Raw genomic sequence first — 18,475 nt, forward strand, 5'->3', positions numbered from 1 at the left:
TCACGCTGACCAACAAAGACGGCTTGCCGATCAACAATCACGGCGCGTTGACCTTCACGCTGAGCGACGGCAAGACCGTTATCACCGTACCGGCCAACGGCACGACTGGTTCGGTCACCGTCACTGCGCCGGACAACGTCTACACCGGCGCCAACGACCCTGTGGTCAAATCGATCGGTTCGGTCACCGGCGCTGACGTGGGCAAGTTCGAGCAACTGACCCTGGACAAGACCCCGGTCAGCACCACCGTCACTGACGAGCCTGGCTCGGGCGTTCCGGGTACAGGCAACCAGGGCGATGTCGCCACGGTCGGCATCAGCGGCACCACGTCACTGACCGAAGGCGAAACCGGCCACTACACGCTGACCTTGAGCAATGCGTCCAAGGCCGAGGTCACGATCACCCTCAGCTACAGCGGCACCGCCAAGAATGGCGAGGACTTCACCGGTATCACCACTGTGAAGATCCCGGCCAACAGCAACGGCACCACGTTCGACATCGCGACCATCGACGACAAGCTGGTCGAGGGTATCGAGAACTTCACTGTGAAGATCGAAACCGCCACCGGTGGAGGCTTCGAGAACCTGAAGGTCGACAGCAACAATGCCAGCGTGACCACAGCCATCCTCGACAACGACCACCTGCCGGTTTCGCCTGGCGGTGCGGTGTTTGGCGTGGAAGACACCGCCTACGTGTTTGCCTGGAGTGACTTCAAAGTCACCGATGCCGACAGCAACACCGGCCTGTCCGTGACCATTACCTCGCTCCCGGCCGCCGGCAGCTTGCAGTTCTTCAATGGTACTGCATGGGTGAATGTGGCCGTCGGCCAAGTGGTCAGCCAGGCTGACATCACGGCCCAGAACCTGAAGTTCGTCCCGGCCCTCAACCAGTCGGGTGGGGACAGCTACGGTGGCAACGGCGTGGGGAACCAGCAGGCTGACTACGCGCAGTTCAAGTTCAAGCCGAACGATGGCACCAACCTGGGCAGCGAAGTGACCATGAAGGTCGATATCAGTCCGGTTGCAGACAAGCCGACCCTGAGCTTCGGCAGCGCAGATTTCGACTCCAAAGGCCTGACCAAGGAAGTCTGGACCAGCCTCAAAGGCCTGGGTACTGGTGGTAATGGTATTACCGGCGAAGACCTGAAGACGGTCTTTGCCAACTCCGGCAATGCCAACGCCAGCAGCACCACCACCAATGTGCAGTCCGATGGCAGCGTCGGCGCTGGCACCGGCTCGAAAACGTCGGGCCTGATTTATCTGGAAGCCGGCAAGACCTACACCTTCAGCGGGACCGCCGACGATAGCTTCGTGGTCACCATTGGTGGCAAGACCGTGGTCACGGCCACCTGGGGGGCCGGTGGCCAGATCTCGGGTACCTTCACCCCGAACAACAGTGGCTACTACCCGATCGAGGTCTACCATGCCAACCAGTCTGGCCCAGGCAGCTATGACCTGAACATCCAGGCAGGCTCGGGTGCGGTCACTGACCTGAGCAGCTCGAACCTGAAGATGTACCAAAGCGTGACCGAGATGGCCAACGCCGGCCTGGGCGTGTCCGACCTGCACACCGTCAATGGGCAGAGCTACTACGACGGCTACAAGTTCAATGAAGGGCCGGAAGGTGGTTCGGTGAAACTGGTCAGCATCTCTACCGCCCTGACCGACACCGATGGCTCCGAGAGCTTGAGCGTGACCCTCAGCGGTATTCCGAAAGGTACCGTGCTGAGCGATGGTGCAGGCCACACTGTCACGGTCGGTACTGGACCAGTCGATGTGACGGGCTGGAAACTGAGCAGCCTGACCTTGACTCCACCGGCCTATTACAAAGGTTCGTTCGACGTTACCGTCACCTCGGTTGCCACTGAAAGCCTGGGCGGTTCGGCCGTTACCACCGGCAACATCCCGGTGACCGTATACGCTGCGACCTACAAGGCCAGTGTCGGTACCTCGGGCAGCGATACGCTGAACGGCAGCGAAGGCAACGACATCATGGTCGCCGACGTGTCTGGCCTGAACGTGGTTCAGGGCAAGAACTACAACATTGCCTTTATTGTCGACAGCTCGGGCAGCATGAGTGACAAGTCGATTTCGGACGCGAAGACGCAGCTGGCCTCGGTGTTCAATACGCTCAAGGCCAGCCTGGGCTCCGATACCTCGGGCACGGTCAACATCTTCCTGGTGGACTTCGATACCCAGGTCAAGCAGAACGTGGCGGTGAACCTTGCCGACCCGAATGCCTTGAGCAAGCTGCAGAACGTACTGAACTCCATGGCAAGCGGCGGCGGTACCAACTACGAAGACGCGTTCAAGGCCACGGCCAACTTCTTCAAGAGCGCCATGGCCAGCAGTAACGCCAATGCGGAGAACCTGACTTACTTCATCACTGACGGCAAGCCGACCTACTACCAGAGCGGGGAGAATACCAACCCGCGGCTGTGGACCAATGGCAAGTACCTGGATGACGTGGTCAACGTCAACAACTACAAACTTGGTGATACCTTCAGTGGCTGGGCCGACTCGACTCACAAAGTCGAGATCAGCAGCAGTGGCACGGTCAAGGTCCTGACCTACAGCGAGAACAAGAAAGGTGAGTTGGTGCTTCAGTCCACCAGCACCGTCGGCACCTTGCATGCTCAGGGCGATGGCACCTACGAGTTCTCCAGCCTGGACGGTTCTGGCTACGGTGAGTATTGGAACTATCAGGAGTCGGCAGCAGGCACCACCGCGAGCTTCAGCTTGCTCGGTGGCGTCAACGGCGTGAGTAAAGTGCAGGCCATCGGCTTGAATAGCGATGTCACGCTGAACGATCTGAAGCCGTACGACTCCGCTGGCAAACCACAGGCAGGCATTGATCCGTCGGATCTGGCCAAGGCGATTCTCGGCCATTCCGAGGCGATTCTGCCGGGCGCTGACAGCATCGATGGTGGTAACGGCAACGACATCATCTTCGGTGACCTGATTACTCTCAACGGTGTCGTCAGTGAGGGCTATCAGGCGCTGCAGACGTACGTGGCGCAAAAGAGCGGTGTCGAAGCCAGTTCCATCACCACCAGTAATGTCCACCAGTACATTACCGAGCACTACACCGAGTTCGATATCTCCGGTGCCAACGACGGTAAAGACTTGCTGTCCGGCGGCAATGGCAACGACATCCTCTTCGGTCAAGGTGGCGATGACGTGCTTGATGGTGGCAAGGGTAACGACATCCTGCTGGGCGGTAGCGGCAAGGACACCCTGATCGGTGGCCAGGGCCACGATATCCTGATTGGCGGCAGCGGTTCTGATACCTTCGTGTGGAAGGCTGGCGATACCGGCAATGACGTCATCAAGGACTTCAACGTAGGCGAAAAAGACAAGATCGACTTGAGCGACCTGCTGCAGAACGAGAAGGGCAGCACCATCGACAACTACCTGAAACTCACCACGGTGGACGGTACGACGACGCTGCAGGTCAGCAGCGAAGGCAAGCTCAATGCCGAAGGTGGCCTGGCCAACGCCGACGTGACCATCAAGCTGGAAGGGGTGAACTGGTCCAACACCACGATCAACTCGTTGATCAGCGGTGCTGACCCGACCATCATCATCCACAACAAGGACAGCTGATTGCTCATGCGCTAGCGGGCTGCCCTGCAGCCCGATTGCCGGCAAGCAAGCTCCCACAGGTACTGTGCAGCTCCTGAGAGTTGTGCGGTACCTGTGGGAGCTTGCTTGCCGGCGATTGGCCTCTGAGCGGCCACGGCTCTTTCCTGACATCCTGCGACAGCGCATACTCTGGCGCCGGCCCTGCGTGCCGGGCGATCTTTGCCTATGCTGCTGTCTACTATCAAAGGACTAACGTGACGAGGGACACCGCCATGTTCTACGTGCAACGCGATGCCGCCGGCCAGTTGCGGCGGGTAGAAGCGGCCGCTTTTGACCAGTTCACCGAAATGCTTCCCGCTGACCATGCCGATATCCAGGAATGGTTTGCCGATGACGTCGTGGAAAACAGCCTCAACCAGCTCAAGCAAAGCGACCTGGACATGATCCGCGTGCTCGAGGACCTGATCGACGTGTTGACCGCCAAAGGGGTGTTCAAGATCACCGACCTGCCCCCCGGTGCGCAGGCCAAGCTGCTTAACCGTTCTACAGCGCGCAAGGCGCTCAGCAGCCTGAACAACCTCATTGATGAAGAAGAGCAGGGCGGGCTGATCTGACTGCGCAACGCCCTTACAGCAGTGCTATGGTTATTCGTTAACGGTATTTAAAATATAACTCTTATGACTTTATAGTCACCTCCACTGCGTACCCGTCGACCAATCGATGCGCCGCACGACTTGAACCCACACGGGAAATCCCCGTGCGTTTCTGATCGTTGCGCGCCATTGAAGTCGCGCACTGCGTGGGAGTGAAAAATGTCAGCCGCCTCGAACGCCTTGTCGATCATCGACAGCGCCCAGCCGCAACGCTTCGAAATCCGCCCGTTCTCCGGTGCCGTAGGCGCCGAGATCATCGGCCTGGACCTGGCCAGACCGGTCAACGCCGAGGATTTCGCCCGTATCCATCGCGCCCACCTCGACCACCATGTGCTGGTGTTCCGCGACCAGCGCATCAGCCCCGACCAGCAGATCGCCTTCAGCCGCCGCTTCGGCCCATTGCAGATCCATGTGCTCAAACAGTTCCTGCTCGCCGGCCATCCCGAGATCCTGATCGTTTCCAACATCATCGAAAACGGCCAGAACATCGGCCTGGGCGATGCCGGCAAGTTCTGGCACTCGGACCTGTCGTACAAGGAACTGCCCAGCCTCGGCTCCATGCTGCATGCCCAGGAGCTGCCCAGTGACGGCGGCGATACCCTGTTCGCCGACATGCACAAAGCCTGGGACGCCGTACCCGCGGCCTTGCGCAACGTGGTCGAGGGCCGCAGTGCCGCTCACTCCTACACCGCCCGTTACGCCGAGACCAAGTTCGAAGGCAACTGGCGCCCGACCCTGACCGCCGAGCAGCTGGCGCAGGTACAGGAAGTCATCCACCCGGTGGTCCGTACCCACCCGGAAAACGGCCGCAAGGCGCTGTTCGTCAGCGAAGGCTTCACCACCCGCATCGTCGGCCTGCCAGATGACGAAAGCCGCGACGTGCTGAAACAACTGTATGCCCTGAGCGTGCTGGAGCAGAACATCTACCGCCATCAGTGGCAGCCCCACGACCTGGTGTTCTGGGACAACCGCTCGCTGATCCACCTGGCCACCGGCTGCCCCGCACACCTGCGGCGCAAGCTGTACCGCACCACCATCCAGGGCGATGCCCCGTTCTGACGACTGAGGAAACCCATCATGCGTAAATCCATCAGCCGCCTGGCGGCAAGCATTGGCCTGGGCGCAAGCCTGGTCGTCGGCAGCCTGGCGGCCCCCGCCACGGCGCAAGCAGAAGGCAAGATTCGCATCGCCGAGCAGTTCGGCATTGTCTACCTGCTGCTGAACGTAGTGCGTGACCAGCATCTGATCGAAAAACATGGCAAGGAGCAGGGCATCGACATCGAAGTCGATTGGGCCCAGCTGTCGGGTGGTTCGGCCGTCAACGACGCACTACTGTCCGGTTCGGTGGACATCGCCGGCGCCGGCGTCGGCCCGCTGTTGACCGTGTGGGACCGCACCAAGGGCCGACAGAACGTCAAGGCCGTGGCCTCGCTGGGCAACTTCCCGTACTACCTGGTCAGCAGCAACCCCAACGTGAAGACCATTGCCGACCTCTCCGACAAAGACCGCATCGCCGTACCGGCGGTAGGCGTTTCGGTGCAGTCGCGCTTCCTGCAGTACGCCGCCGCCCAGCAGTGGGGCGACAAGGAATACAATCGCCTCGACAAATACACCCTGGCCGTGCCGCACCCGGATGCCACTGCCGCGCTGCTGGCCGGCGGCACCGAACTCAACGGGCACTTCTCCAACCCGCCGTTCCAGGACCAGGTGCTGGCCAACAAGAACGTGCACGTGGTGCTCAACAGCTACGACCTGCTCGGCCCCAACTCGCCGACCTTGCTGTTCGCCACCGAGAAATTCCGCAAGGACAACCCCAAGACCTACAAGGCCTTCGTCGATGCGCTGGCCGAAGCTGCGGACTTCGCCCAGAAGGACAAGGCGGCCGCCGCCGATACTTACATCCGCGTGACCAAGGCCAAGATCGACCGCGACACGCTGATCAAGCTGATCGACAACCCGCAGTACGAGTTCACCGTCACGCCAAAGAACACCTACAAGCTGGCCGACTTCCTCTATCGGGTAGGCGCCATCAAGCACAAGCCGGAATCGTGGAAGGACTACTTCTTCCAGGATGAACGCCCGCTGCAGGGGAGCTGACCGATCATGACCGCCCCATTGCCAGGCCACACGGCCAGCAACCTGAGCCGTGTCGCCACGCCGCCCTTGCTCAAGGTGGATAACCTCAGTCTCGAATACCGCACCGCGCAACGCGTGGTGCGGGCCACCCACCAGGTCAGCTTCGAAGTCGACCGTGCCGACCGTTTCGTGCTGCTCGGCCCCTCCGGCTGCGGCAAGTCCACCTTGCTCAAGGCCGTGGCCGGGTTCATCTCGCCTCAGGAAGGGCAGATTCTGCTGCAGGGCCAGCCGGTCAACGGCCCTGGCCCTGACCGCATCGTGGTGTTCCAGGAGTTCGACCAGCTGCCGCCGTGGAAGACGGTGAAGCAGAACGTCATGTTCCCGCTGCTGGTGTCGGGCCAGCTGAAACGCGCCGAAGCCGAGGAGCGGGCATTGCACTACCTGGAAAAAGTCGGCCTGGCAGCCTTCGCCGATGCTCACCCGCACACCCTGTCGGGCGGTATGAAGGCGCGCGTGGCGATTGCCAGGGCCTTGGCCACGCAGCCGAAGATCCTGCTGATGGACGAACCGTTCGCGGCACTTGATGCGCTGACCCGACGCAAGATGCAGGAAGAATTGCTGCTGCTATGGGAAGAGGTGCGTTTTACCCTGCTGTTCGTTACTCACTCCATCGAAGAAGCACTGGTGGTCGGCAACCGCATCCTGCTGCTGTCGCCCCACCCGGGGCGGGTGCGCGCCGAAGTGCACAGCCACCAGTACGACCTGGGCAGCCTGGGTGGCAGCGACTTCCAGGCCAGTGCCCGGCGCATCCACCGTTTGCTGTTCGATGAGGCGGATGCGCCTGAACAGCCCGACGATCTTGGTTTCAACGATATCCGCATCGCCTACTGACAGGAGCTTCAGCCATGACCACTACACCTGTACGCCAGGAATACGAGGTGCAGCTGGAGCCCCTGCTCAGTGTGCCTTTGGAGCGCCAGCTACCGCTGGCGCAACGCCTGTGGCAGCACAGCTGGCTGCGCAAGGCGGTCATCCTGCTGGTGATCGCCGTGCTGTGGGAGGCCATCGCCCGCTACCAGGGCAACGATCTGTTGCTGCCGACCTTCCTGCAGACGGCCACGGCGCTGTGGGACGGACTGGTCAGCGGTGAGCTGCCGGCCAAGGTCGGCGTGTCGCTGGTGATTTTGCTCAAGGGCTACCTGCTGGGGATCATCCTGGCCTTCGGCCTCACCAGCTTGGCGGTGTCGACCCAGCTTGGGCGCGATCTGCTGGGCACGCTGACCTCGATGTTCAACCCGCTGCCGGCGATTGCCCTGTTGCCCCTGGCCTTGCTGTGGTTCGGGCTGGGTGACAACAGCCTGATCTTCGTGCTGGTGCACTCGGTGCTGTGGGCGCTGGCGCTGAACACCTATGCGGGCTTTCTTGGCGTGTCGGAAACCTTGCGCATGGCCGGGCGCAATTACGGCCTGAAGGGGCTGCGGCTGGTGCTGCATATCCTGGTGCCGGCGGCGCTGCCGTCGATCCTGTCGGGGTTGAAGATCGGCTGGGCGTTCGCCTGGCGCACACTGATCGCTGCCGAGCTGGTGTTCGGGGCCAGCAGTGGCAAAGGCGGGTTGGGTTGGTACATCTTCCAGAACCGCAACGAGCTATACACCGACAAGGTGTTTGCCGGGTTGGCGGTGGTGATCCTGATCGGCTTGCTGGTGGAAGGGCTGGTGTTCAATACCCTGGAGCGGTTGACCGTTCGCCGCTGGGGGATGCAGCGCTGACGCGCATGTGCTTGGTTGGCCCGATCGTCGGCTTGCCGGTGATCGGGCTGATGTTGTCGGCCCAAATGGCGTAACTCTGAAACACTTTCAAATATCTTCAAGCCGACTTGTCGCATAACTTGTAAGAAAATTCCTAATTTAGCATCGATCTCCGTAGAACGATTGCGTTGGAGTTTCTCCGAGCCTAGCCTGTTCCGCTCAATCGTTTACAAGGAACAGTAACCATGGCTTTCGACGCTTATATTCAAATCGCGGAAATCGCTGGCGAAGCAAAGGACGAGCAGTACAGCAACTGGATCGAAATCCTCGGCTACACGTTCGGCAGCAGCCAAAGCGCCTCCGCCACCGCCAGTTCCGCAGGCGGCGCCACTTCCGGGCGCACCACCCTGAGCAACCTCACCTTCACCAAGAACCTGGACAACGCCAGCTGCAAACTGCTCGAAGCCAGTTGCGCCGGGCAGCACCTGAAAGAGGTGAGGCTGGTCGTTTGCCGCGCTGGCGGCGATAAACTCAAGTACTACGAAGTGGTGCTCGAAGAAGTGATCATCGCCGACTACGCACAAAGCGCGCATGCCGGCGTACCGACTGAAATCATTCAGCTCGACTACGGCCGTATCAAGACCACCTACACCCGGCAGCAGCGTGTCGATGGTAGTGCCGGCGGCAATGTGACCGGTGGCTGGGACCGGATTGCCAACAAGAAGTTTGCGTGAGGACCGACCATGTCCGAGGCACGCAGCTTTATAAATCCCAAGGCGCAGAATTACGCGACCCTGAAGAACGGTACACCGATGAACGCCAACCAGCAGGCCAAGTTCGATGTGCTCAATGGGCATATCGTCAACACCGTGGTCTTGGCCGGCGAACTGGTGATCGTCGGTGACCCCGATACTTCTTCCTGCACCAGCCATGAAGCCTTTCTCATGGGCAAGGCGGCTGGCATCCACCGCGACATCATGCTCAACGGGGGCGGTGTTGACGGTTTCATGCTGGATAACTTCGAGATGCTGCAAAGTCTACTGGCCCATGCATCGATGGGGGCAGGGGCAGCGAGCGATGGCTGGGCCAGGTATCTGGATGCAATCAAGAAGACGCTGGAACAGATCGAGCAACTGCACCGCGAGCATATGAGTGGTGGTGCGTTCAGGGCGCGAGAAGAGTTCTATGCCAAGCGTGTGGAGCTGTTCAGGACGTTGGACGAACAGCTGGGGAGGACCGCCGCCTATGGCTCGGGTCTACGAAATCAGGGATCGATCAAGCGGATGCTGCAGCTTTCCACCAAGCGTTATCTGAATGCTGGGGAGATATCCGGGTATGCAGAGAAGGTAACGGGGGTGGCGAAGGCTGCGAGTCTGATCAAGAAAGGGGCTTACATCGGGGTTGCGTTGGATGTAGCCGCTACTGGGCTGGAAATTAAAAAAGCTTGTACTCTGGGGCGGGAGGAGGAGTGTGCCAGAGCTAAGTACGTAGAGGGTGGTTCTCTGTTATTAGGTTTGACTGGAAGTAGTATTGGGGGCGCTTATGGCGGTGCAATCGCCACCGGGGCATGCGCGTTTGTGCTAGGAATTACAACAGGTCCTGGCTCTTTGGTTTGCGGAGTGGTCGGCGGGGCGGTTGGGGGAGCAGTCGGCGGCGAGATCTTTGGGGGATGGGGTGAAATTGCAGGTGATTTCCTATATCGCAAGGTTTCAGAATGACTATGTTTGAGCCTGGCCTGATTGTCTTGATGATCTTTGGCTTGGGAGTAATAACTCTGCTTGTCCTGGTTTATGTTGCTTATGCATGTTTAGATAGGGCTGAATCCCTTTTGGAGAAGTCTAGATATATACAGGGCGTTAAGGAAGGCTTTTTTCATGCTGGTATGCCGGGTAAGGTTTTACGTGTGTGCAGTATTGCCTTTCTTTTGACAATGCCAGGCCCCTACGTACAGCGTGGACTAGCAAACTCCGACGAGATAAAGAGATTTCCGAGGTCGCTGAGATTTTTGTTAATTGGGCTATGGCTAGCGTTGACGATTGAAGTCTTAGCTATGCTGGCGTTTCAGGCTTGGCTTTATTATGTTTGAATTGCCTTGAGTGGCAGTCGTAAGCTCTTTGGGCCTGAGAGACTTTGTGAGGGGAAAAGGGCTGGTTGATGCTCCAGAGGTACGAGCAGTAACTGAGTACATCGAAAGGCTACTGATTTCGCTGTGGCTCACGAACCTTGTCGTTGTCAGCATTTTGCATATGGGTAGGGGCTTTACGAAACTGATTGCCAGGCGACCACTCCTACGGCGATTTGCAATAATTTACGGTGAGTAATAAAGCGTGAGCAGTCTTGAGATGAATGTGGTCGCGATTTGTTTTTTCTGCTTGGGTATGGTTGCGCTTTTAGTGAAAATATATGTCGCCATAAGATATCTTGATGAGATTGAAGGGCTACTATCAAAAAGCGGTTTTGTATCGGGGAATAGGAAGCTTTATTTACACGCAGGCATCATCGGTAAGATTATGCGTATCTGTACCATATCAACACTTCTGAGCACGCCATACCTATTTGCTCGCAAGGGATTGGTTGACGAGGCGCAACTGCAGAACTTTCCGACGCGTATGAAAAGACTGCTTATAGTAACGTGGTGCACAATGTGTATTTCTTAAGTCGCATTCCTCGCGCTCGGGTCTTTTTAAGAAAGTGTTTGGAGGAAGCGCGCAGGCTACAGTGTGATGCGCGGTGCTCAATTTCGCCTTGCCTGAGGAAGCTTGCCGGGAAGATGGGAGCAACACGGTTGTTGGTTTGACCAGCTTGGGAGGCGAGTGTGTGGAAAGAGGATTGAATGAAATCGACAGTTGAAGTAATAGGAATGTCCATGTTGTTGATCTGGATAATGATCAGTGTGGGTATTATGATTTACCTAGCCTGCCGATATCTTGATTTGGTTGAATCGAACCTGTCGGGATGCAGTTATGTACGAGATAATCGGTTAAGTTTCTCATCAGCGGGTTTGCTAGGTAGAGTGTTGCGCATCTGTCTGGCCGCAAATATGCTTATGATGCCCGGTGTCTTTGTTAGCAAAGGTGTTGCGGATGCTTCCGAAATATTGCGCTTTCCAAAGGATCTGAAAATTAAAATTCTAGTTTCGTGGGGAGGGCTAATGACTTCTACGGTTATTTTTGTTGTTGCCCATAATGTTCTGAAGCTTTTAAGCTTGTCCAGTTGATTCTGTCGGCTTAATTTATTATTAATTGGAGGGGTAAAGTGCCACTTTGCTATAAGCGGCTTGTGCTCTACTTTCATCTCGCAATTGCAGGCCAGGTTCTTAGCCATGGGAAATCGAGACTTGCTGGTGGGTGAGCCTTAAGCTCAATGGCCATCCTGATACTGTGCAGCCGCTTCAACGAGTGTCCTGGCAATCTCCATGCGTAGCTGGCTGGGCTGCTCGATCACCACGCCTGCTCCCTGGCTCAGCACCCACCAGCGCAACCCCCAGCCATCTTCCACGGTGGCCCGCAGCCGATGGCCATGCTCCAGCGCTGTCAGTTGCATATCGACACTCAACGGCGCTTCGCGCAGCTGTCGGGCCAGCAGGTCGCTGACCCAGGCCTGTAGCTCGACCCCTTCACCTTGCGCCGGCTGCAGCGAACCACCGCGCAAAAAGCCCTGCAGATCGAAATTCCCACGCAACTCGCCAGCAACGTTCGCCGACCAGTGCCAGCCAAACGGAATGCTCTTGTCATTGCGCTCCAGTGGAAATATCAGCGACAGCTCATTGAGGTCGCGCTCGACAGTGCGTTTGCTGACAGTGAAGCCCACGTCACGCAGGCGCCATACCAGCTCGGCGCTGGTAATACCTGGGGAACGGCTGGGCAGCTGGCGCAGCAGCGCCCACTGCCGGCTGAGGGTGGCGCGAGTGGTGGCGAACGGCAAAAGATAACGTCCTTGTCTAGGCTTGCCGCAATAGGATGGCGGCAGGCGTGGGTCATGGCAATTGGCCACAGCCTGCTCAGATCAAGGAAGTCGCATTTGGTTGCCTGGTGCCGAATCGTTCGCGACAGGTTTTGACGTGGCGTCACGCAGAATCACGCCTCATCGCAGCCGAAGGTTGGGGCTGTGCGTCGTTCAATGAGGATGAACATGTTTGCTGCCAGCAATATCCATTCGCTGCTTGCCCGCCTTTTGCCCGAGCGGGTCATTGCCCCACCGGCCGCTGTCGGGAGGCGACAGCGACTGTTTGTCGGGATAGGGATGCCCAGTCAGCGTTCGCTGCTGGTCAGCCGCCTGGACGAAGCCAGCGACCTGCAGGCGGTGTATGTCGACCTGCGCCGCCAGGCCTTGCAAGGCAACGTGGCGGCGCTCAACGACCTTGGCTGGATCTGGCTCAACGGCAAATACTGGCGTGCTGACACCGTGTTGGCCGGCCACCTGTTGCGCATGGCGGCCCTGCAGGGCAATGCGGCGGCATGGTTCAACCTTGGGCAGCAACATTACTTCGGCAAAGGCATCGAGCCCTCTTACGTGCAGGCGGCGGAGTGCTACCGGCAGGCGTTCGAGCGGGGCATGCTGCATGCTGCTGCCGCGCTGGGTGACCTGTACGAGGAAGAGGTGTGTAACGGCGGCCAGCAGTGGCAGGTCGACCTGGTGCAGGCTTACCAGTGGTTCCTGCGCGGGGCCGAGCGGGGCGAGGCACGCTGCCGTTTCGAGGTGGGTTACCGGTTGATGCACGGGTTGTACGTGGAGGCTGATCTCAAGGCTGCGTTGTACTGGCTGGAGCTGGCGGCAGCGGCGGGGGTGGTGCAGGCGGCCGAGGAGCTGGCGGTGCACTTCAGCAGCGGCGACGAGGTACGGTACCAGGAGTGGCGGGATCGGGCGGTGCAGATGGGCAGCACACTGGCCTTGACCATGAAGCTGGAAGACCAGATACAGCCCTGAATTTTCTGTTGCCTGTACCGACCCTTTCGCGGGCTCGCCCGCTCCCACAGGGATCGCACAAATTTCAGGTCCTGTGAGATCCCTGTGGGAGCGGGCAAGCCCGCGAAAGGGCCAGTACAGACAGAAGCATGAACAACATTTCACCCAAGCTATCCGTCACCCCAGGTTGACGACTGGGGTAGGCACAGGCGTATATTGATAGTTAGCAAACTATGAATATCCTTGGTTCCTGTCATGTCCCTTGATCTCCTGCGCCTGCAAGTCAGCAGTGGCATGGTGGTTGCCGCCCGCCATTGGCGGCGTATCTGCCATACCGCCCTGACCGGTTACGGCATTTCCGAGGCCTGCGCCGCGCCGTTGCTGATGATCGTGCGCCTGGGCGACGGCGTGCATCAGGTGGCCGTGGCCCAGGCGGCCGGCCTGGAAAGCCCGTCGCTGGTGCGCCTGCTCGACCAACTGTGCAAGGCTGGCCTGGTATGCCGCAGCGAGGACCCGCTGGACCGCCGCGCCAAAGCCCTGAGCCTGACCGCCGAAGGCCGCGCCCTGGCCGAATCCATCGAAGCCGAACTGGTGCGCCTGCGCCGCGAGGTGCTGCATGGCATCGATCAGGCCGACCTGGAAGCCGCCTTGCGCGTGCTGCGTGCCTTCGAAGCTGCCGGCCTGGGCAACACAGGCGGGGCGGCATGAACGGTTTCTTCAGCTCGGTGCCCCCCGCCCGCGACTGGTTCTATGGCGTGCGTACCTTTGCCGCCTCCATGATCGCCCTGTACATCGCCCTGCTCATGCAGTTGCCGCGCCCCTATTGGGCCATGGCTACGGTGTATATCGTCTCCAGCCCGTTCCTTGGCCCCACCAGCTCCAAGGCCCTGTACCGTGCCGTGGGCACGCTGCTCGGCGCCGGCGGGGCGATTTTCCTGGTACCACCGCTGGTGCAGTCGCCGTTGCTGCTGAGCATCGCCATCGCCCTGTGGACCGGCACCTTGCTGTTCCTTTCGCTGAACCTTCGCACCGCCAACAACTACGTGCTGATGCTGGCTGGCTACACCTTGCCGATGATCGCCCTGGCTGTGGTCGACAACCCGCTGGCAGTGTTCGACGTGGCGTCTTCCCGCGCCCAGGAAATCTGTCTGGGGATCGTCTGCGCGGCGGTGGTCGGGGCGATCTTCTGGCCACGCCGGCTGGCGCCGGTTGTAGTCGGTGCCACCGGCAGCTGGTTCACCGAGGCGATCCGCTATAGCGACACCTACCTGGCGCGTGATGTCAGCGCCGACAAAGTTGGTGGCATGCGCGGGGCGATGGTCGCCACCTTCAACTCGCTGGAGCTGATGATCGGCCAGCTCGGCCATGAAGGCGCCGGTCCGCACACCCTGAAGAACGCCCGCGAGTTGCGCGGACGCATGATCCATCTGCTGCCGGTGATCGACGCCCTCGACGACGCCCTGGTAGCCCTCGAAGGCCGCGCCCCGGCTCAGTTCGCCCAGTTGCAACCGCTGCTCGATGCCGCCCGCGAATGGCTCAAGGGCACCGCCGACAGCGCCTCGGTCGCCCGCTGGACCGCCCTGCACGAACAGATCGAGCGCCTGCAACCCGGTGCCGCTGCCCTCGACCAGCGCGCCGAACTGCTACTGTCCAACGCCCTGTATCGCCTGACCGAATGGGCCGACCTGTGGCAGGACTGCTGCAGCCTGCAACACGCCTTGCGCAGCGACGATGCCAAACCTTGGCGCGCGGTCTACCGCCACTGGCGCCTGGGCCGCCTGACGGCGTTCTTCGACCGTGGCCTGATGCTGTACTCGGTGGCCTCCACCGTGCTGGCGATCATCGTCGCCTGCGGCCTGTGGATCGGCCTGGGCTGGAACGACGGCGCCAGCGCAGTGATCCTCGCCGCCGTGTCGTGCAGCTTCTTCGCCGCCATGGATGACCCGGCGCCGCAGATCTACCGGTTCTTCTTCTGGACGCTGATGTCGGTCATCTTCTCCAGCCTGTACCTGTTCCTGGTGCTGCCCAACCTGCACGATTTCCCGATGCTGGTGCTGGCCTTCGCTGTGCCGTTCATCTGCGTCGGCACCCTGACCGTGCAGCCGCGCTTTTACCTCGGCACTTTGCTGACCATCGTCAACACCTCGACCTTCATCAGCATCCAGGGCGCCTACGACGCCGACTTTTTCACCTTCCTCAACTCCAACCTGGCTGGCCCCGTGGGGCTGCTGTTCGCCTTCATCTGGACCCTGGTGATGCGCCCGTTTGGCGTGGAGCTGGCGGCCAAGCGCATGACCCGCTTCGCCTGGCGCGACATTGTCGAGATGACCGAGCCGGCCACCCTGGCCGAGCACCGCCAGGTCGGTGTGCAAATGCTAGACCGCCTGATGCAGCACCTGCCGCGCCTGTCGCAAACCGGCCAGGACAGCGGCGTGGCACTGCGCGACCTGCGCGTGGGGCTGAACCTGCTCGACCTGCTGGCCTATATGCCGCGTGCCGGCCAGCAGGCTCGCGAGCGCCTGAACACGGTGATCGAGGAAGTTGGCGCGCACTACGCCGCCTGCCTGCGCGCCGGTGAGCGTCTGCACGCTCCGGCCGCGCTACTGCGCAACATGGAGCGCGCGCGCCTGGCGCTGAACCTTGATGAGCTGTACGAGCGCGGTGATGCCCGCACCCACCTGCTGCACGCCCTGAGCGGCCTGCGCCTGGCGCTGCTGCCGGGCGTGGAGGTGATGCTCGAGCCAGCCGAACAACCGCAACTGCCCCCCGGCCTCGACGGAGCGCCCCTGTGATTGGTGAACTGGATATCAGCGGGGTATTCCTGCCCACGCTGCTGGTGATGATGTTTGGCACCTACCTGCTGTTCCTCGGAGTGCACGCGGTGCTGGTGCGCCTGCATTTCTACCGCCTGGTCTGGCACCGGGCGTTGTTCAACGTTGCCCTGTATGCCGTGCTGCTTGGTGCGGTGGACCACTTTTGCCGAAACCTGATGCTGCCATGAAAAAACCTTTGCTGACCCTGGGCCGTGTGGTCCTGACCTTGCTGGTAGTGACCTTCGCCGCCGTGCTCGTGTGGCAGATGGTGGTCTACTACATGTTCGCCCCCTGGACCCGCGACGGCCACATCCGCGCCGACGTGATCCAGATCGCCCCGGACGTGTCCGGGCTGATCCAGAAGGTCGAGGTGCGTGACAACCAGACCGTCAAGCGCGGCGATGTGCTGTTCACCATCGACCAGGACCGCTTCACCCTGGCCCTGCGCCAGGCCAGGGCGACCCTGGGTGAGCGCCAGGAAACCCTGGCCCAGGCCGCCCGCGAAGCGCAGCGCAACCGCAAGCTGGGCAACCTGGTAGCTGCCGAACAGCTGGAAGAAAGCCAGTCCCGCGAGGCCCGTGCCCGTTCCGCCGTCAGCGAAGCGCAGGTGGCTGTCGATACCGCCCAGCTCAACCTGGACCGCTCGGTGGTGCGCAGCCCGGTGGACGGTTACCTCAACGACCGTGCACCGCGTAATCACGAATTCGTCACTGCCGGCCGCCCGGTGCTGTCGGTGGTCGACAGCGCCTCGTACCACGTCGATGGCTACTTCGAGGAAACCAAGCTTGGCGGTATCCACATTGGCGATGCCGTGGACATTCGCGTCATGGGCGACAACACCCGCCTGCGTGGTCATGTGCAAAGCTTTGCCGCCGGTATCGAAGACCGCGACCGCAGCAGCGGCGCCAACCTGCTGCCCAACGTCAACCCGGCGTTCAGCTGGGTGCGCCTGGCCCAGCGTATTCCGGTGCGCATCGCATTTGACGAAGTGCCGCAGGACTTCCGCATGATCGCCGGGCGAACCGCCACGGTGTCGATCATCGAGGGCCAGCGCCCATGAAACAGCTGATCCTGGCAGGGCTGTGCCTCTCGCTGGGGGCCTGCATGATGGTTGGCCCCGACTACGAAGTACCGAAGGACGCGGCGGTGCAACGCAGCGACCTTAACGGCCCGCTGCGCCAGGATGCCGACAGCGTGGTATCGGCACCAGTGCCCGAGGACTGGTGGCAGCTGTACCAGGATCAACGGCTGAACGAGCTGGTGCGCCAGGCCCTGAGTGCCAACACCGACCTGCGTGTGGCGGCCGCCAACATTGCCAAGGCACGCGCCCAGGTCGAAGTTGCCGAGTCGCAAGGTGGCTTCAACGGCGGTGTCAAACTGGGCGCCCAGCGCCTGCAGGAGTCGGGTGAAGCCTTCCTGCTGCCCGAGAAAGTGCCGGTGGCCAACATCGGTGAGGCCATCATCAGTGCCTCGTACCAGTTCGACCTGTGGGGCACTTTCAAGCGTGGCACCGAGGCGGCCAAGGCCAATGCCGACGCAGTGCAGGCCGCCGCCGACACCGCCCGCATCACCCTGGTGGCGGACGTGGTCAAGGCCTACACCCAGGTATGCTCGGCCAACGAGGAATACCACATTGCCCGCGAGTCGCTCGACCTGCAGGAGCAGAGCGTGAAGCTCAACCAGCGCCTGCGCGATGCCGGGCGTGGCGACGAAACCCAGGTCACCCGCTCACAGACCCAGTTCAAATCCTTGCGCGCCGAACTGCCGCGCTTCAAGGCGGAGCGCGAGACCGGCATGTATACCCTGGCCGCTTTGTTGGCCAAGCCGGTCGACCAATTGCCTGCTGGCACTGCCGATTGTGCCGAGCTGCCGCACCTGAACCAGCTGGTGCCGGTGGGTGATGGCGCTGCGCTGCTCAAACGCCGCCCAGATGTGCGCCAGGCCGAACGCCAGCTGGCTGCTGCCACCGCCTACATTGGCGTGGCGACTGGTGCCCTGTACCCGGACATCAGCATCGGCGCCCAGGTTGGTACCATCGGTATTCTCGAGAACCTCGGCGATCCGTCGACTAACCGCTGGGGTTTCGGCCCGCAGATCAGCTGGACCATCCCCACCAACGGCACCCGCGCCCGCATTCGCATGGCTGAAGCCTCGACCCAGGCAGCCCTGGCGAATTTTGATGGGGTAGTGCTGAACGCCATTCGCGAGACCCAGACCCGCCTAGCGCAGTACAGCGCCTTGCTGGATCGGCGTGACGCGCTGGCCGAGGCTGAGAAATCGGCCAAGGAAGCAGCGGACCAGACGCACCGCTATTACCAGGCTGGGCGTGAGTCGTTCCTGGCCGACCTGCAGGCGACGCGGACCTATACCGACATGCGCGCGCAGCTGGCGGCGGCCAATAGCCAGGTGGCTCAGGGACAGATTGGGGTGTTCCTGGCGTTGGGCGGGGGGTGGAAGGATACGGGTAGGCATTGAGGTAGGGCTGCCATGTGCCTGTCTTAAGCTCTTCAGCGCTTATGAGATCGAGCGCCGCCCGCGCGGCGCATCGCGAGCAAGCTCGCTCCTACATCTGTTTCGGGCCAATTATTTCTGAGGCAGGGGCGCGCGGCCCCTTTTTATTCACCTCGATATTGCGTGGGACAAACAAGGCGATCGCGCGCTGGCACAGGCGACACTGGCCCGAAACAAATGTAGGA

General features: G+C 60.8%; 17 protein-coding genes. 16 read left to right on the forward strand and 1 reads right to left on the reverse strand.

Going from position 1 to position 18,475, the window contains the following annotated elements; translation table 11 throughout:
* The 10 genes from J5M71_RS14440 to J5M71_RS14485 all read left to right on the forward strand — a co-directional run.
* The coding region (locus J5M71_RS14440; RefSeq protein WP_207833024.1) for an immunoglobulin-like domain-containing protein at positions 1–3,605 on the forward strand (3,605 nt) is incomplete at its 5' end.
* Between the two features lie 251 nt (positions 3,606–3,856).
* On the forward strand, positions 3,857–4,198 hold the full coding sequence (locus J5M71_RS14445) for a tryptophan synthase subunit beta (RefSeq protein ID WP_207833026.1): 342 nt from the start codon (positions 3,857–3,859) through the stop codon (positions 4,196–4,198).
* A 198-nt stretch (positions 4,199–4,396) separates the two neighbouring features.
* On the forward strand, positions 4,397–5,296 hold the full coding sequence (locus J5M71_RS14450) for a TauD/TfdA family dioxygenase (protein ID WP_207833028.1): 900 nt from the start codon (positions 4,397–4,399) through the stop codon (positions 5,294–5,296).
* A gap of 18 nt (positions 5,297–5,314) precedes the next feature.
* Complete coding sequence (locus J5M71_RS14455) at positions 5,315–6,334, forward strand: ABC transporter substrate-binding protein (RefSeq protein WP_207833030.1); 1,020 nt, start codon at positions 5,315–5,317, stop codon at positions 6,332–6,334.
* A gap of 6 nt (positions 6,335–6,340) precedes the next feature.
* Positions 6,341–7,204 carry an ABC transporter ATP-binding protein gene (locus tag J5M71_RS14460; RefSeq protein ID WP_207833032.1) on the forward strand — a complete coding sequence of 288 codons (864 nt, stop codon included), beginning with the start codon at positions 6,341–6,343 and terminating at the stop codon, positions 7,202–7,204.
* A 14-nt stretch (positions 7,205–7,218) separates the two neighbouring features.
* Complete coding sequence (locus J5M71_RS14465) at positions 7,219–8,082, forward strand: ABC transporter permease (RefSeq protein WP_207833033.1); 864 nt, start codon at positions 7,219–7,221, stop codon at positions 8,080–8,082.
* A 224-nt stretch (positions 8,083–8,306) separates the two neighbouring features.
* Positions 8,307–8,795 (forward strand): type VI secretion system tube protein Hcp, encoded by a 489-nt coding sequence (locus tag J5M71_RS14470; RefSeq protein WP_207833035.1) that lies wholly within the window; start codon positions 8,307–8,309, stop codon positions 8,793–8,795.
* 9 nt (positions 8,796–8,804) lie between these two features.
* On the forward strand, positions 8,805–9,779 hold the full coding sequence (locus tag J5M71_RS14475; protein WP_207833037.1) for a hypothetical protein: 975 nt from the start codon (positions 8,805–8,807) through the stop codon (positions 9,777–9,779).
* Positions 9,776–10,147 (forward strand): hypothetical protein, encoded by a 372-nt coding sequence (locus tag J5M71_RS14480; RefSeq protein WP_054573363.1) that lies wholly within the window; start codon positions 9,776–9,778, stop codon positions 10,145–10,147. Before J5M71_RS14475 ends, J5M71_RS14480 begins: the two co-directional genes overlap by 4 nt.
* A 747-nt stretch (positions 10,148–10,894) precedes the next feature.
* The gene (locus J5M71_RS14485) at positions 10,895–11,278 is read left to right on the forward strand and encodes a hypothetical protein (RefSeq protein WP_207833039.1); all 384 of its coding nucleotides are present in this window, start codon (positions 10,895–10,897) and stop codon (positions 11,276–11,278) included.
* 143 nt (positions 11,279–11,421) lie between these two features.
* Here J5M71_RS14485 and J5M71_RS14490 read toward each other — a convergent pair whose 3' ends face one another.
* Entirely contained in the window at positions 11,422–11,985 is a 564-nt protein-coding gene (locus tag J5M71_RS14490; protein WP_207833041.1) for a WYL domain-containing protein, read from the reverse strand.
* Between the two features lie 207 nt (positions 11,986–12,192).
* Here J5M71_RS14490 and J5M71_RS14495 point away from each other — a divergent pair, with 207 nt between their 5' ends.
* The 6 genes from J5M71_RS14495 (at position 12,193) to J5M71_RS14520 (ending at position 18,254) form a co-directional block, all read left to right on the forward strand.
* Positions 12,193–12,987: a tetratricopeptide repeat protein gene (locus J5M71_RS14495; RefSeq protein WP_207833043.1), complete on the forward strand. Its 795-nt coding sequence runs from the start codon at positions 12,193–12,195 to the stop codon at positions 12,985–12,987.
* 234 nt (positions 12,988–13,221) lie between these two features.
* Entirely contained in the window at positions 13,222–13,674 is a 453-nt protein-coding gene (locus J5M71_RS14500) for a MarR family transcriptional regulator (RefSeq protein ID WP_207833045.1), read from the forward strand.
* Positions 13,671–15,758, forward strand: coding sequence for an FUSC family protein (locus J5M71_RS14505; protein ID WP_207833047.1), 2,088 nt, complete (start codon positions 13,671–13,673; stop codon positions 15,756–15,758). The genes J5M71_RS14500 and J5M71_RS14505 overlap by 4 nt, the downstream gene beginning before the upstream one ends.
* Positions 15,755–15,967 (forward strand): DUF1656 domain-containing protein, encoded by a 213-nt coding sequence (locus J5M71_RS14510; protein ID WP_003255905.1) that lies wholly within the window; start codon positions 15,755–15,757, stop codon positions 15,965–15,967. The genes J5M71_RS14505 and J5M71_RS14510 overlap by 4 nt, the downstream gene beginning before the upstream one ends.
* Positions 15,964–16,839 (forward strand): HlyD family secretion protein, encoded by an 876-nt coding sequence (locus J5M71_RS14515; RefSeq protein WP_207833049.1) that lies wholly within the window; start codon positions 15,964–15,966, stop codon positions 16,837–16,839. The genes J5M71_RS14510 and J5M71_RS14515 overlap by 4 nt, the downstream gene beginning before the upstream one ends.
* Positions 16,836–18,254, forward strand: coding sequence for a TolC family protein (locus tag J5M71_RS14520; RefSeq protein WP_207833051.1), 1,419 nt, complete (start codon positions 16,836–16,838; stop codon positions 18,252–18,254). The genes J5M71_RS14515 and J5M71_RS14520 overlap by 4 nt, the downstream gene beginning before the upstream one ends.
* Positions 18,255–18,475 lie beyond the last annotated feature (221 nt).

The sequence above is a fragment of the Pseudomonas sp. 43(2021) genome (genome assembly GCF_017490805.1).
Classification (GTDB): Bacteria; Pseudomonadota; Gammaproteobacteria; order Pseudomonadales; family Pseudomonadaceae; genus Aquipseudomonas.